Raw genomic sequence first — 12,074 nt, 5'->3', positions numbered from 1 at the left:
ATGCGGTTTTTTTATGATTTTTAATATTTAAATGAGGAGCTTAATGACATTATTTACACAAAGATTGAGCATGTACCAAATGGAAGAATCTGATTGGCCTCTTTTTCTAGCGCTTCATCGCGATCCTCAAGTCCTTAAGTATTGTTTTGATATGCCAATGGAGTCACTGATAAGAAACCGCTTTGAGATACGCTTACCTAAGTGGAATACTAAATCACGCCACCCACTGTGCTTACTCATTATTAATAATAAAACAAAACAACCAGTGGGTGTTACAGGCTTTGCCTATGACGGAGAAACCGCAGAGCTTGGTTATTTATTATTGCCAGAGTATTTTAATAAAGGCTACGCGACAGAGTCTTTAAGAGCTGTGATTGATTGGGCTTGGAAAGAATGTGGTATTAGGCAGTTTAAAGCTGTCGTAACGCGTGGCAATATTGGTTCTGAAAAGGTGCTTAGTAAGTGTGGCTTAACCCATACCGATACACTTTTTAAAGTGCATACAATAGGCGAAAAGTTATATGACGATTTAATTTATACGCTTAAGGTTTAAGGTTTTAATGGGCTAGTAGCCTAGCCCAAAAAGTGCTACAAGTGAAGTGCGATAGCTTTGCGGTCTTTTTCTGGCATATTTTCTACGACTAAATTAAATGAGTTATCAATCATTCTCTCAATTTCACTTTGTGCAATTGTGCCGTCTAAAATTACTGTGTTCCATAAGCGTTTATTCATATGGTAACCAGGGATCACTGCCGGGAAAGTATCACGCAATGATATTGCTTCATCAGGATCGCATTTTAAGTTAAGCCACCAAATAACCTCACCATCATCATTAGTTTGACCGTCATTGCCAATAGCAAGAGTCGCAAACATTTTATGATTCACTTTATATACATCAACCTCTTGCGCAAATGGTTTTGTAACCTGAACAAGTGGTTTTTTAACTAAATACTCATGTACTTTTTTCTGGTCCATGATCCATTCCTTGAAGTCATACTCGGTAAAGCTACCATAGCAGTTTTTTTCACATTTGATTATATGTATTTTAGTATAAATTAAAATTTTACAAGCTAATACAACATGTAGCGTAAAACCAACGTAATTTTAGTTGAACAAAATCCAGTTCGTGGTATGTTTCTGCCAATCAAAAAAATAATAGGAATTCACACATGCCAAAGGCGAGTGATGTTAAAAAAGGTACTGCTATTGACTTCAATGGCCGCGTTTTAGTTGTAAAAGATATTGTGCGCTCTGTGCCGCAAGGTCGTGCTGGTGGTAGTTTATACCGTATGCGTTTATACGATGTGGTAACCGGTGGTAAAGTTGACGAAACATTTAAAGACAGTGACATGCTAACGCTGGCTGATTTAACACGCCGTGAAGTAATGCTATCGTACATTGATGGCGACGAGTATGTGTTCATGGATAATGAAGATTACACGCCTTACAACTTAAACAAAGATGCTATTAGCGAAGAAATTTTATTTGTTAATGAAGAAACGCAAGGCGTACACGTCATTGTTATTGATGGCGCGCCAGTAGGACTTGATTTACCGTCAAGTGTTGAACTTGTTGTTGAAGAAACAGACCCATCTATTAAAGGTGCATCTGCAAGTGCTCGTTCAAAACCTGCACGTATGTCTACTGGCTTAAATATTTCTGTGCCAGAGCATATTTCAACAGGTGACCGTATCCGTATTAATACTGTTGAACACAAATTTATGGGTCGTGCTGAAAAGTAACGCGTAAATTATAATTTTAAAAGCCGAATCTGTGTTTAACAGGTTCGGCTTTTTTGTGCGCGGGGATTTGTTGCTTTAAATTTAATCACGTTAGCGTTAGAATAAGCGCCGTATTTTTGAGCAACTTTAAGGGGGAGCTTTGTTTATAGTTTTACTAAGCAGTGCATTTATAGCTTTAATGTATTTAGAAACCATTAAAAAAGGCATGCCAATTAAACGATGGCTGATTTTAGGCGGTTTACTTGGACCTGTAGCCTGGTGCTTGTTTAATCTACATTATCGTCGCGCTTTAGTTAGAAATGTAGGAATAAATGCGTGTATATGGCGCCCTTAATTTATCGACGCCACATTTTTATTTTTTCTAATTAAGCTTGGGGCTGCTTTAGTTTGTTGCTGCTTTAAAAATTCAGTAAATTCACTTTTTGATAGTGGCTTGGAATAATAATAACCTTGTACTGTTTCGCAATTAAGCTTTTTGAGTATATCAATTTGATGGGCTTGTTCTACACCTTCAGCCACTACATGTAAATCAAGGTTATGCGCAATAGTGACTATTGAGTCGACCATATTACGGCCACGTTCGTTGGTCATGTCATCTATAAATGCTTTATCTACTTTAAGTGTATTAAGCGGAAATTGCTTTAAATACGCTAATGATGAATAACCAGTACCAAAATCATCCATTGCTAAATGAATACCTCGGGCACTTAACGAACGCATAATTGCAATGGCTTCTTTAGGGTCATCCATTACAGTACCTTCTGTTATTTCAAGCTCTAAAAAGTATGAAGGTAATTCGTTTTTTTGCAAAATAACGTCAATACGAGAGGTTAAATCGGGGAGGCTAAATTGCTTTGCTGATAAGTTAACGGCTACTCGACCGCTAAATAAACCGCTATCTAGCCATTCTTTTACGTCTCTGCAGGCTTTGTTTAATACCACTTCACCAATTTCAATTATTTGGCCCGTTTCCTCGGCTATAGGTATAAATACACCAGGGCTAATAATGCCTTTTTTGGGTGTAATAAAGCGCACTAACGCTTCCATTCCGGTTAGCTTGCCTGTGCGAATATTCATTTTTGGTTGGTAGTACACTTCAAAATGGTCTTCTTTTAAACCAAAGCGCATGAGGTTTTCAATTTGCAGTCGTTTAACGGCTTGACGGTTCATCGTGTCGTTAAAAAATAAGTAGCTGTTACCTTTCTTTTTAGCATGATACATGGCGGTATCTGCATTTTTTAAAAGCAGTTCAGGCGTATTACCGTCTTCAGGGAATAATACAATACCTACACTTGAGGTGATTGCCAGTTCGTGGCCTGCCATTTTAAATGGTGTAGCAATGGCTGCTAAAAACTGTTTAGCCATGCGTGTAATTACATGTATGTCGTTAGTGTCAGACATTACCAGAGCAAACTCATCGCCGCCTAAACGATAAAACACATCATTTTCGCGGGTTAGTTTATTTAAGCGCATTGCTAGTTTAGCTAATAAACTGTCACCTAGCTGATGTCCTAACGAGTCATTTATTTTTTTAAAGTTATCTAAATCGAATACAAGCAAGGCGTGATGCGAATTGAGTTTTACTAGTTTATGCAAATCAGTAAAAAATAAATTTCGGTTAGGCAGACTGGTTGTGCGATCTCGATTCGATAAGTTATGTAATTGCGATTCTGCTTTTTTACGCTCTGTTAAATCTGAATATACAACGACATAATTAGTTATTTGATTTTGATCGTTTTTAATTTCATCTATGGATATTTCTATCGGTAATAAAATACGCTCACTATTACGAAGCTTCACTTCTTGTTGAATATGTTCGCGCTCTTTTACTATTTCAATAATTCTGTTTGTGTAGCTTGGCTCATACCCAGATAGGCTAAAATCTTTTCCTAAGTATTGTTCGCGTACGCCACCAAACAAGGTTAAAAAGCTAGGGTTTATATCAACCAGTTTAAAGTTTTTATCGTAAATTGCTAAGGCGTCAGTAAGCGACTCAACACATTTTGCAAAAAGGTTTAAGCGCTCTTCAGTTGATTTTAACTGTGATATATCGCGAACGGTACCCGTCATTCTAAGGGGGGATAAGTTGGCGTCTTTTTCAATTATTTTTCCACGATCGAGCACCCAGTGCCAACGACCAAAAGTATCTTTGATTCGGTAGGTGGCTTCAAAAAAAGCAGACTGCTCTGCAAAGTGCACTTTTAGCAAGTGCTCAACGTTATTAATATCGTGAGGATGGATAAGGCCTTTATTTGGTGGAAACCCCATTAAGGTAGTTGAATCCATTAAGTACTTATCGTTAATACGAATAACTTCGCCTGTTTTTATGTTCCAGTCCCAAAGCGTATCGCCACTACCTTCTACGGTACTTTTAAGGCGTTTTTCCGAAAGTCGAAGTTGGCGGCGTGAACGTCTAAGTTTATGGATTACAAATAACAGGTAGGGCAAAGCAAGCGATATAATGGCGCTTGCTAGTATAAGTATATTGTCTGAGTTGTAATTAAGTGATGACTCAAAGGCAAAAAGCTCAAATGAGTAAGCAAGTACTACAAGCATGCTTAGTTTTATTATTGTTTTTATCATTTTTTGATTACTTCTAATTTACAAATGATAATTTAAAACAAGCTAAACCTAGAGTCAAAGAGATTGAGAGTAAACGGGCATATTTTGAGATTTACTGACTTTCGCCGAGCTTAAAAGCTCATATCTTGGTCTATTATCATCAAATAGGCTTAGTGCATAAACTTTTACTTCTCTTAGTGTTAGTGCGTTTAGGGCATCTAAAAGTCGCTGCTGCATATGAAATTCGTGATCTCTGTTACCAATAGCAAGCCATAACCGTTGTGAGCGCAGGCGCAAGTTTTTATCTTTTTCTGCAATATGAGTACTAAGGCCATGTTTTTGCTGTTGCCAATCGTTTTCATCAAGTGCATCAATGTTATCAAGGTATTTTTTAATAAAGCTGTTATGACGATGCAATAATGTTTTTGCATCAAACTTAGGTGACTGCACATAAAATGCTATTCCAGCACGAGTATTAAAAGGTGCATAACCTGCGCCCACTAAATAACCTAGCTGTTGTGTTGTTCGTAATTCGTTAAAGTAATCTTGATTAATTAAATGATTTAACGCCATCATTTTTACTTTTTCGGCCACGCAATCCGTTTGCGCCTGATAGTAAACTACCATGGCATGGTCGCTACAAGGAAGTTCTAACTCGTAGCGAGTTACTTTTTTAATTTCAAAAAGGGGGCGTCTTAAATCTTCAATTATGGCTGCGTTTTTTAGGTGTTCGGCGACCTTTTTTTGAAAGGCTAATGCATCACTTTGCTGCCAGTTACCATGTAAAAATGATTCAACATGTAGTGCTTTAAAAAAGTCTGTTCTGAACTCATTAAATTGCTGAAAACAGGTGTTTTTTAATGCCGATGCAAGCTCCCCAGGTTGAGGGTTCCAAGGCATTATTTTTGCGCCTAAAATACTAAATAACTCACTGACTGGTTTGTTTTGGTTGCTATTGCGCCAATGCCTTACAAGTTGTTTTTTATATTCAGCAAAGCGTTTTGCACAAATTTCTACATTAAATAAAGCATCTATTAATTGATCAACAAGCTCTAACTGACTGGATGAAAGCCCAGCGGTATGTAGAGTTAATCCACCTTGATGCGAGGTTAAGTGGTAGCTAAGTCCTGCAAGTTCTGCAGGATAAAATTGCTCGCCTACGCTATCCATAAATAAATCTGTAAATAAGCGGGTGAGTGCCATATGCTTTACATCTTTTACGGCAAAATCAGAATCCATGGCCAAATAAAAATGACCTTTAGCAACACGAAATGTGTTGTCTTGTTTAAACCAAAAGTCAAAACCGGGTTCTTTTACTAATAACTCGGGTTTTGTTTGTGGTTTTATGACATCAAATAACACCACTTCTTTTGTCAAATAAGGATTAGCGGTAGGCAGCAGCATTTCGCTCAGCGGTTTATTTATCTCGCTAAGTGCATCAAGCCAATTAGGTGAAATATGTTCTACTTTATATGGTGTGTTGTACCATGCGGTTTTATGTTCAGGCTCTACATCTGGATGTATAAGTACGATGCGCATATTATGTGGCGTTAACCACTGCATGGCCATTTCGTGGGTCGCTTTTTTAAAGCCTTCCATTAAATAGTCGCCTTGCACGTAATTTGCTTCGTCGTAATGCTGCATATTAATGCTTAAATTACTGACCCAATCAATCAAGCGTGACTTTTCTTGGTTATCGAATGCTATTTGTAATAGATTTTTTTTATCTTGGTATAAGCGCGGCAATTTTTCGGTGTTATCGTTAATTAAGCAAATATATTCAAACACCATTTCAATAATGTCTTCGAAGTATTCAATACCTTCATCGGTAAGCGCTAAGCTAATATTAAAATCTTTAAAGTTACTGCCATTAATACCACCGCCAGCAGAAAGCGCGTTTATCCAGCCTTGCTCTTTTAAAATAGAATAAAGAGAGCCCGCGCCTTCATAGCCAAGTAAATGGGCAATAAAACTCACTGTTTTGTGGCGATAAAAGTCGTCAATATTAGGCATAGCAAAACTTATGATAAGTTTTTGCATATGCTTATGCGGCTCAATATGAAGTGTTTTTCCTATGTCTTGTTTGCGATAAAGTGGCTCACTGATCTCTGGCTTTTTGAGGTTTTTATTACCCTTAATTGCGCCAAAGTAAGTTTGTGCCCAGCTTTGTAGTGTGTCTAATGTTTCGTTTGCGCAAATAACTAAAGTCATCCACTGAGCTTGGTACTGACTATTAAAAAAGTCGCGAAGCTCATCACTAATACAGCGCTCTCTGTCAGCTAAGGTTTGTAGGTTTCCTACAGAAAATTTAGCAAATGGATGAGCTGGATTTACCGTTTCTTTGTGGGCTTGATAAATACGGCGACCATCGTCTTTTATTTTTAGTTTAAACTCGGCTTCAATTGCGTTGCGTTCTTTTTCTGTTTCGGCTGAATTTAAAAGTGGCGCAATAAAAAAACGGCTAAATTGGGTAAGCGCCTGTTCAAATTCTTGGTTATTAATATCAAAAAAGTAACAGGTATGCTCAGTGCCAGTCCACGCATTAGTGTTCCCGCCAGCTTGCGAAACAAAATTATTAAAACTGCCTGAATCTGGGTATTGGTCTGTGCCTAAAAAAAGCATGTGCTCTAAAAAGTGTGCTAGGCCTTGCCTATCAAGAGGATCGTCAAAATGCCCGGCGTTAACTGCCATTGATGCTGCCGCTTTTGTAGAATCTTTATCTTGCACTAATAGTACTTTTAGACCATTGTCCAGTGTAAAGGCGCGGTATGCTCTGTTATCATTGCGGCTGATATTCAAATGATGCTCCTGAAACTAAACGTTTACTTGTTAACAACAGATGATGGCTTCAGGAAAGCGAAATACAGCTTAAAGATTTACCTGAATCTCATGAAAGAATTATTTAGAAATAAATAGATTTATGTTGTTAATATAGCTGACAAATGGGCAAACTGGCTACTGTTTTATATTCTTTAATCGGTTGATTTTTTATGAAAACAATCCTAATAATGCGCCACGGCGAAGCAACACCCATGCAGGCTGATGATGCAGGTAGAAATTTAACCCAAGCAGGGCACGATGAAGCTGAAAAAATGGGCCTTTGGCTCAGTAAAGCACATTGCCCTGATGCACTGTTAGTTAGTCCTTACATTCGTGCACAGCAAACAGCTGCAGGTGTAGCTAAAAATAACGTATTTAAATTTAGCGAAACCACATCCGATATTATCCCCGAAGGCAAACCTCAAATTGCTGCTGACTATCTTGAAACGCTTATTGCTACTCATCCCCAATGCAATACATGGCTTATAGTGGCACACATGCCTATTGTAAGTTATTTAGTGGACCAATTAAGCCCTGGTAATATGCCAATTTTTAATACAGGTGCTGTTGCTGTTATTAGTTATGATGAGCAAACCCAGCGTAGTAGTTATATAAGTATAAATGCCCCAGAAAACCTTTAATATAAATAATTGAGAAAAGTAATATGACGATAGAACGCTTACAAACAGGTGCGCGCATGAGCCGCATAGTAAAACACAACGGCACTGTTTATTTATGTGGGCAGGTATGCGCCGACGCGCAAAAAGGTATTAAAGAGCAAACTCAAACTATGCTTGATAAAGTAGAGGCGCTGCTTGATGAAGCAGGGAGTTCAAAAGAACATATGCTTAGCGCGACTATTTATGTAAAGAGCATGGAATACTTTGCTGATATGAATGCAGTATGGGATGCATGGGTACCCGAGGGTTATGCACCAGCACGTGCCTGTGTGGAAGCTAAAATGGCACGTGATGCACTACTCGTAGAAATATCTGTTGTAGCGGCCTTAAAGTAATTTGATTAAACAATTATATAGCTCATGGCAGTTTTGTTAGTTATATAGTTGTTTAAAGCAAAATAGCCAACCAAAAGCTAAAACTCAACATACACAATATAGTAGAAAGTACCACCGTCCCTGCAAGCGTTGCTTGATGCTGTTTTAACTGACACGCAATTAAGTAAGCATTTACCCCTACAGGTGATGCACTCAATAGAACTAGCACATTTCTTATTTGCTCATCTAACTCAAACACATAAGTTGCTGCAACAAATACCCCAGCCGGTAATATAATAATTTTTAATAATGAAGATATAAGCGCGGGCTGCCAGTTTGAGGCTATTTTATAAAATACTAAGTTTGCGCCTAGTACAAATAAAGCACACGGAATAGCGGGTTTGGCGAGTAAATCTATACTGCTTACTAAATTGTCATATAAGCTAAGCCCAGATACATTAATGATCAACCCGCAACCAATACTCAGTACGATAGGGTTTAGCACCATACTCTTGCTAAAGTTATACCATGAGAAGTTTTCAGCACTTCCTTTTGCCCCAATTAAAAAGGTCAGGGCAAATAGCAATGTGCTATGAAAGGTGATGATCATAAATGCAATAGCAATCATCTCTTTACCCAGTGACGCTATAACAATTGGGATACCTACCAACACCATATTTGAATAACTTCCTGCCAAACCAAATACGCTGTGTTGTTGATAATTTATTGCTTTATTATTGAGACATGGCTTATTTAAGTAAAAGCGGTCAATTAAAATGCCTAATCCAAACACACTCAAAACAGGTATGTAAAAGCTCAAAAATGCAAAAAGGCTAATACTTTGCTGTAAGTTTATTTGCGACATATTTAGTACTAAAAAGGCCGGTAAACTCACATAAAAAGTAAATTTACTTAGACCCGCAATGTGTTGTTCGTTAAAAAACTTTAACTTACAACATCCATAACCCAGTGCCACAATAAAAATGAGCGGAAAAATAATTGAAAAAATATGCACGTAGTTACATCCTAGTAATGGCTAAAGTTAGCGTCTAAATTCATCACTTTGCGGTAAATTAATTAAAATAAGTACAGCGCCTCTTCCACCATATTCGAGAGGGGCTTGGTGCATCGCTATTACGTCAGGGTGCTGTACTAAGTACTGAGGCACTTTGTGCTTTAGTACGCCGCCACCAATACCGTGCACTACACATGCACAATAATAATGCTGCTTTTTACATTCGTGAATGAGTCCAGCGAGTTCGTCTTTAGCAAGTTCTTTATTTAAGCCATGTAAATCTAGCGTCAAATCGGGTGCAAAGTCACCACGGCGAAGCTGTTTAGCTAGGAAAGTATCTTGGCCAGGTTTTACATATTTAACCGTGCCGTGGGTGTCTATATCGGGAATATAAACGTCTGAGAAGAAAAATTCAGATTGAGCCTGCTTTTTTTGCTGGGCAAATTGCTTAGCTTGTGACACCTTAGGCTTTGTATCAAAACGATGAGTATCTTGTTTAAATACTTTGGCGCCTGTGATCGTTTGACGAAATAAGCTTATGTCGTCATTGCTTAGGGACGAATGTGATGGAGTGTCTTTTTTCATAACTATTACCTAAACAAAAAAACGTAAAAACGCAGCGCAAAAGGCGGTACAATACTTAAATGAGGGGCAATTGTAATTTGCCCAGCGCAGATAGGCAATGCAATCGTCTTAAAGACTCAAAACAGTCAGTAAGCTAATACAGGTAAAAATATATGAGCGATTTACAAATAGAAGAAGCAACACTCGAAGAAGCCGTTGCAGAACTGTCAACTTTACATGACTGGTTACGTTGGACTACAAGCCAATTTGCAAGTAGTAGTATATTTTTTGGACACGGTACAGATAACGCATGGGATGAAGCTGTAAGCTTATTACTGCCTGCGCTTAGCTTGCCTGTTGATGCGCCAAAAGAATTAATGCACGCGCGTTTAACAAGCACAGAAAAAAACCGACTTGCGGGTCTTATTGCAGAACGTATTAACGACTGCACACCAGTACCTTACTTAACAAATATTGCATGGTTTGCGGGTATGCCATTTTATGTGGATGAACGTGTACTTATACCTCGCTCACCGTTTGCTGAGCTTATTAGTAACCGCTTTACACCCTGGCTTGAAGAGCCACAATCGGTTAACCGCATATTAGATTTATGTACGGGGTCGGGTTGTATCGCAATTGCACTTGCTCAAGCTTTTGAGGAAGCACAAGTTGATGCGGTAGATATATCGTATGAAGCGCTTGAAGTGACAGACATTAACATTAACGATTACATGTTAAGTGATCGCGTGTTACCGATTCAGTCTGATGTATTTAGCGGTGTACCAGGTCAAAAATACGACCTAATAGTTGCAAACCCACCGTATGTTGATGCAGAAGATATGGCTGACCTGCCACGCGAATTTCATCATGAGCCAGAGCTTGGGCTTGCATCAGGCCACGATGGTTTAGATGTAACCCGTACTATTTTAAGTGAAGCGAGTGAACACCTAACTGATAACGGTTTGTTATTTGTAGAAGTTGGTAACTCTATGGTACATATGGATGCACTTTATCCGGGCGCGCCGTTTGAATGGATTGAATTTGAACAAGGCGGCTTAGGTGTATTTGTAATTAGCAAAAAGCAGCTAGATGAGTATTTTGCAAAATAAGTAAAAAATGAATAGCCAAGCCCTGTGCTTGGCTATTGGTAGTCATTAGGAATGAGGAAAGTTAATGGCAGGTAATAGCATTGGGCAGTTATTTAAAGTGTCCACCTTTGGTGAGAGCCACGGCGTTGCATTAGGCGGCGTTGTTGATGGTACTCCCGCAGGTCTTGAAATCACAGAGGCCGACTTACAAATTGATTTAGATCGCCGAAAACCAGGCCAAAGCCGTTATACAACGCAGCGCCGTGAAAGCGATCAAATAAAAATATTAGCAGGCGTTTTTGAAGGTAAAACCACAGGTACCAGCATTGGTTTATTGATTGAAAATACCGATCAACGCTCGCAAGATTACGGCAAAATTAAAGATGTATTTCGCCCAGGTCATGGCGATTACACGTATTGGCATAAGTACGGCTTGCGCGATTATCGCGGTGGCGGTCGTTCATCTGCACGCGAAACCGCGATTCGCGTAGCGGCAGGTGCTATTGCTAAAAAATACTTAAAGCAATTTCATGGTATTGAAGTTAAAGCATGTTTAAGTCAGCTTGGCCCTATTAAGGCGGAAACGTTTGACTGGGATGAAGTGGAAAATAACTTATTCTTCTTCCCTGATGCAAGTAAGCTTGAAGCGCTTGACGAATATATGCGTGACCTTAAAAAGCAAGGTGACTCAGTTGGCGCTAAAGTAAAAGTAGTAGCAAGCAATGTACCTGTTGGTCTTGGAGAGCCAGTATTTGACCGTCTTGACGCCGAACTTGCACATTCATTAATGAGTATTAACGCTGTTAAAGGCGTTGAAATTGGTGATGGCTTTGACGTAGTTGAGCAAAAAGGCTCTGAGCATCGTGATGAACTAACCCCTGAGGGTTTTACATCAAATCATGCAGGTGGTGTACTTGCGGGTATTTCGACAGGGCAAGATATTATTGCTTCTATTGCGCTTAAGCCAACGTCGAGCATTACTATTCCAGGTAACAGCATTAATACAAGCAACGAAGCGGTTGAGATGATCACTAAAGGTCGTCACGACCCGTGTGTAGGTATTCGTGCAATCCCGATTGCTGAGGCAATGATGGCTATTACATTAATGGACCATTTACTGCGTCAACGCGGACAAAATCCGCATGTAAATCATCAGCACGGCCCAATTAAAGGCTCTGTTTAAGTATTTATAATTATAAAAAACGCGGATTACCGCGTTTTTTTATGTCTGTAATTTAGTTTAAAGCCTTTCAGGAGTTGTTCAAGTAGGTCCTATATACTGCAAGAAG

12 protein-coding genes are annotated in these 12,074 nt (G+C 38.8%); 7 read left to right on the top strand and 5 right to left on the bottom strand.

Annotated features, from left to right (window positions below; translation table 11 throughout):
- Positions 1 to 43 precede the first annotated feature (43 nt).
- A complete protein-coding gene (locus tag H5092_RS10490; RefSeq protein WP_024596740.1) occupies positions 44 to 553 on the top strand; it encodes a GNAT family N-acetyltransferase in 510 nt (169 codons plus the stop codon).
- Positions 554 to 588: 35 nt separating this feature from the next.
- On the opposite strand, the gene H5092_RS10485 is transcribed toward H5092_RS10490, so the two are convergent.
- On the bottom strand, positions 589 to 975 hold the full coding sequence (locus tag H5092_RS10485) for an MmcQ/YjbR family DNA-binding protein (protein ID WP_024596739.1): 387 nt from the start codon (positions 973 to 975) through the stop codon (positions 589 to 591).
- Between the two features lie 194 nt (positions 976 to 1,169).
- Here H5092_RS10485 and yeiP point away from each other — a divergent pair, with 194 nt between their 5' ends.
- Together yeiP and H5092_RS20700 are read left to right on the top strand one after the other, a co-directional pair.
- Entirely contained in the window at positions 1,170 to 1,742 is a 573-nt protein-coding gene (gene yeiP / locus H5092_RS10480; RefSeq protein WP_002962153.1) for an elongation factor P-like protein YeiP, read from the top strand.
- Between the two features lie 139 nt (positions 1,743 to 1,881).
- Entirely contained in the window at positions 1,882 to 2,076 is a 195-nt protein-coding gene (locus H5092_RS20700; protein ID WP_024604473.1) for a hypothetical protein, read from the top strand.
- Here the strand turns inward: H5092_RS20700 and H5092_RS10470 are convergent.
- On the bottom strand, positions 2,073 to 4,325 hold the full coding sequence (locus H5092_RS10470) for an EAL domain-containing protein (RefSeq protein ID WP_154903373.1): 2,253 nt from the start codon (positions 4,323 to 4,325) through the stop codon (positions 2,073 to 2,075). The genes H5092_RS20700 and H5092_RS10470 overlap by 4 nt on opposite strands.
- Before the next feature lie 54 nt (positions 4,326 to 4,379).
- A complete protein-coding gene (locus H5092_RS10465) occupies positions 4,380 to 7,103 on the bottom strand; it encodes an insulinase family protein (RefSeq protein ID WP_182733460.1) in 2,724 nt (907 codons plus the stop codon).
- Between the two features lie 191 nt (positions 7,104 to 7,294).
- Here H5092_RS10465 and sixA point away from each other — a divergent pair, with 191 nt between their 5' ends.
- Entirely contained in the window at positions 7,295 to 7,765 is a 471-nt protein-coding gene (gene sixA, locus H5092_RS10460) for a phosphohistidine phosphatase SixA (RefSeq protein WP_024593905.1), read from the top strand.
- A 23-nt stretch (positions 7,766 to 7,788) separates the two neighbouring features.
- Positions 7,789 to 8,139 carry a RidA family protein gene (locus tag H5092_RS10455; protein WP_024604476.1) on the top strand — a complete coding sequence of 117 codons (351 nt, stop codon included), beginning with the start codon at positions 7,789 to 7,791 and terminating at the stop codon, positions 8,137 to 8,139.
- Between the two features lie 52 nt (positions 8,140 to 8,191).
- On the opposite strand, the gene H5092_RS10450 is transcribed toward H5092_RS10455, so the two are convergent.
- Together H5092_RS10450 and smrB are read right to left on the bottom strand one after the other, a co-directional pair.
- The gene (locus H5092_RS10450) at positions 8,192 to 9,133 is read right to left on the bottom strand and encodes an AEC family transporter (protein WP_024604477.1); all 942 of its coding nucleotides are present in this window, start codon (positions 9,131 to 9,133) and stop codon (positions 8,192 to 8,194) included.
- 27 nt (positions 9,134 to 9,160) lie between these two features.
- Positions 9,161 to 9,718 carry an endonuclease SmrB gene (gene smrB / locus H5092_RS10445; RefSeq protein WP_007377742.1) on the bottom strand — a complete coding sequence of 186 codons (558 nt, stop codon included), beginning with the start codon at positions 9,716 to 9,718 and terminating at the stop codon, positions 9,161 to 9,163.
- Positions 9,719 to 9,870: 152 nt separating this feature from the next.
- On the opposite strand from smrB, the gene prmB reads away from it, so the two are divergent.
- Positions 9,871 to 10,806: a 50S ribosomal protein L3 N(5)-glutamine methyltransferase gene (prmB, locus tag H5092_RS10440; RefSeq protein WP_007580615.1), complete on the top strand. Its 936-nt coding sequence runs from the start codon at positions 9,871 to 9,873 to the stop codon at positions 10,804 to 10,806.
- Positions 10,807 to 10,870: 64 nt separating this feature from the next.
- Positions 10,871 to 11,968, top strand: coding sequence for a chorismate synthase (aroC, locus tag H5092_RS10435; protein WP_182733459.1), 1,098 nt, complete (start codon positions 10,871 to 10,873; stop codon positions 11,966 to 11,968).
- Positions 11,969 to 12,074: the final 106 nt, after the last annotated feature.

It is taken from the genome of Pseudoalteromonas sp. SR41-7, assembly GCF_014163935.1.
Classification (GTDB): domain Bacteria; phylum Pseudomonadota; class Gammaproteobacteria; order Enterobacterales; family Alteromonadaceae; genus Pseudoalteromonas; species Pseudoalteromonas distincta.
Note: the sequence above shows the minus strand (reverse complement) of the source record. Positions and strands in the feature narration are given on the sequence as shown.